Source organism: Rhizobium sp. SEMIA 4085 (genome assembly GCF_013004495.1).
In the GTDB taxonomy this organism is placed as follows: Bacteria; Pseudomonadota; Alphaproteobacteria; order Rhizobiales; family Rhizobiaceae; genus Rhizobium; species Rhizobium gallicum.
On sequence record NZ_JABEPH010000513.1, the window covers coordinates 1 to 3,255 of the forward strand.

The following is a 3,255-nucleotide window of genomic DNA, read 5'->3' on the forward strand; positions in this document are numbered from 1 at the left end:
TCCTCAGACTAAGCGGACGATTGCTCGTCGCCGCCCCTGAGCGACAGCCTGAGGCCATTCAGGCCGCCCGAGATTACGGAAGGTGGCAGATCCGCCAGCCGTGTGTGTGATGCGCCCGCGGATTAAGTCATCGGGCAACCGCGAACCCACGGCCAGTCCCCCCGCCCGAGCCGCCTCAATGCCTGCGTTCAAAGCCAAAAGGTTCGTCTGATGCGATTTCATCGATGACACGATGATATTGCCTATTTCGACCGAAGAAGACCGAATGTTTGTCATAGCCTCATGCACCAGAACAACGATTTGGCCCAAAGCGTTGCCGGCCTGTTGCACGCGCTGGACCCCATCATTGATATGCAGGTTGGATATTTTGATTGACTTGATTTCTTTCGCCGCCGCCGCAGACCTTTGCGCCAGGTCTCTGACCTCCTGCGCTACTAAGAGCGTCAATCAGAACGTCGACGCCATTGCTCAGGTTTCTCGCGTTCAAGCGGACGGGCTCAAGGAAATCAATTTCTCAGTCGGTAAGATTGAATCACCGACACAGCAGAACGCAGCTTTGGTGGAAGAGTCGACCTCTGCCGTGAACAATCTCGCGAAGGAGACAGCATCGCTTTTCGAGATGCTGTCCAGGTTCCAAATTGCCGGTGGGCCGGCAAAGACCAGCCGCTCAGAGGAGCCAACGCTTTATCTAGCCGCGGCATAGCCGGAGCCGATGCAAAGCAGGACTTTCAAGTCCGGTGTGACGTCCCTCCCTCCAGAGGGATTAGCATCGGGCGGAGGACAGGCCCCTGACGACGCAGCGATCTACGGAAAGAAGTTAGCGGCGCTGAAAACTCAGAGGGCCGCTGACCTGCGGTAAGCGCGCGAGACGACTTGTCAAAACAGCAAGGTCAATAAGGCCGTCCGGCGTTTTGAGGTCGGCGGCGCACGTCCTGGGTTCAAGCACGCGCCAGGTTCGCCGCTCCCGAAGGACTAGGGACGGAACGGTGGCGACATCGAGCCGGCACAGGCGATCGGTCGCCGATTTCAAGAAATCCGATCGCGGCGGCGCGATGAACAGGATGCGGCTTGCCCCCGTCGTCAAACGGGACGCCTAATCGGCTCCAAGATCCCCTGACATTTGTGCACACCAGCCAGTGGAACCGCTCGATCTGTTTGAGGGCCATCGAGCCCGGGTCTGTGATCTCGATCCAGTGACCGGTCGAGTGACCGATCGATGCCTCGACCCCGGGCGTACTTGTTCCTGTTCAAGACACCCAGCCGGCAGAAAAAGTGCTTGCCAACATGGGTATGACCTCATACCTTATACCTACGCCAAGAGAAGCTGGGCGCGAAGTTCGTTGAAACGCACTTGGGAGGACGGAAGCTGGTCAGCTTCCCGCAGGAAGTAGTGCGTGAACGGCAGTGGGAGGATCGATTTTGACGGATAGACGACTGCGCTGCACACGCACGCAAACGAGCAGGCGTGGCCGAATGAGGAGGCCACTATGACTGTTCACCGAACCATCGAGAATGTAGTGACAAGCACGTCAAACCTGGCTGCAATGGCACGCAGGGTTGAGCACGGCTTGGTAAAGGGCCTGGAGATACCGGTAGCACTTCTAGTGCTTTGCGAAATTCTTCTGCTGTTCTCGGCCGTCGTCGCTCGGTATGTGTTCCACGTGCCACTGGTTTGGTCGGACGAGCTAGCCTCAATCCTGTTCCTCTGGCTTGCCATGTTGGGTTCGGCCGTCGCGTTTCAGCGGCAGGAACACATGCGCATGACGGCCCTGGTTACCGCGTTGAAGGGCGATACGCGCCGCTTCGTTGAACTGGTTTCGGTTGCGGCGGCACTTGCCTTCCTCGTACTGATCCTGCCCGCATCTCTGGAATACGCCATCGAGGAGTCCTACGTTTGGACACCAGCGATGAATATTCAGAACTCTTGGCGCGCTTCGGCGCTGCCAACGAGCTTCGCTTTGATGCTTGTTTTCGCGGTGTTGCGGCTTCTGCAGAGTTCGAATCTCCGTCTCGCACTCGGTGCCGTTGCTGCCATAGCAGTGGTCTTCTGCTTGTTTTGGGCGCTGAAGCCCGTGCTCGTTGGTCTTGGGAACCTCAATCTTCTCATTTTCTTTGTCGGCGGCGTTGCAGCGTGTGTCTTTGGCGGCGTGCCGATCGCCTTTTCATTCGCGATCGCCACATTCGGCTACCTCATTCTGACGACCAGAACGCCACCTCTGATCATTGTCGGCAGGATCGATGAGGGTGTCAGCCATCTGATCCTTCTCGCGATCCCTCTGTTTGTGTTTCTCGGCCAGCTCATCCAGATGACGGGTATGGCGCGGGCGATGGTTGCGTTCCTCGCCAGCCTTCTTGGCCATGTGCGCGGCGGGCTTCACTATGTGCTGGTGGCCGCGATGTATCTCGTGTCAGGGATCTCAGGATCGAAGGCTGCCGACATGGCCGCTATCGCGCCGGTCCTGTTTCCGGAGATGAAGGCGCGCGGAGCAGACGAGGGCGATCTTGTCGCGCTTCTCTCGGCAACCGGTGCTCAGACAGAAACAATCCCGCCTAGCATCGTCTTGATTACGGTGGGATCCGCGACCGGGGTATCGATCGCAGCATTGTTCACCGGCGGCCTTCTGCCGGGCCTCATTCTAGCGATAACGCTCTGCTTCTTGGTCCGCTGGCGCTGCCGCAACGACGACTCGAGCCAAGCCAAGAGAGCAAGCCGACGGCAGATCGGTAAGCTGCTTGTCACCGCACTCCCTGCCCTCGCGCTTCCGTTCGTTATCCGCTCAGCCGTTATCGAAGGTGTCGCTACGGCGACAGAAGTTTCGACTATTGGCATTGCTTACTCGGTTGTCGCGGGTCTGGTGTTCTACCGTCAGTTCGACTGGCGCCGGCTCAAGCCGATGCTTGTCGAGACGGCGAGCCTATCCGGTTCCATCCTTCTGATTATTGGCGCGGCCACGGCGATGGCATGGGGCCTGACGCAATCAGGCTTCTCGACAGCTCTGGCACAAAGCCTTTCAAGCCTTCCGGGGGGTGCGGTCACATTCATGATCGTCTCGATCGTCATATTCATCATCCTTGGCAGTGTGCTCGAAGGGATACCTGCGATCGTCCTGTTCGCACCCTTTCTCTGTCGGGGTGCTCGACAGTTGGGCATCCATAAGTTGCACTAAGCCATGTTCGTCGTGTTGGCGATCGGAATCGGCCGGTGCGCGCCTCCCTTCGGCGGTGGCTACTCAGCTGACTGCGCAATTACCCGGG

At 58.4% G+C, this 3,255-nt stretch carries 1 protein-coding gene and 2 pseudogenes; 2 read left to right on the forward strand and 1 reads right to left on the reverse strand.

What is annotated here, in order from left to right; translation table 11 throughout:
* Window positions 1-3 precede the first annotated feature (3 nt).
* Window positions 4-438, reverse strand: a pseudogene (locus C9413_RS34345) (methyl-accepting chemotaxis protein); the annotation flags it as partial.
* Between C9413_RS34345 and C9413_RS30125 the strand changes: the two are divergent.
* Both C9413_RS30125 and C9413_RS30130 read left to right on the forward strand, forming a co-directional pair.
* On the forward strand, window positions 359-703 hold the full coding sequence (locus C9413_RS30125) for a methyl-accepting chemotaxis protein (protein ID WP_223844047.1): 345 nt from the start codon (window positions 359-361) through the stop codon (window positions 701-703). The pseudogene C9413_RS34345 and the gene C9413_RS30125 overlap by 80 nt on opposite strands.
* An 841-nt stretch (window positions 704-1,544) precedes the next feature.
* Window positions 1,545-3,255 (forward strand): annotated as a pseudogene (locus C9413_RS30130) (TRAP transporter large permease subunit); the annotation flags it as partial.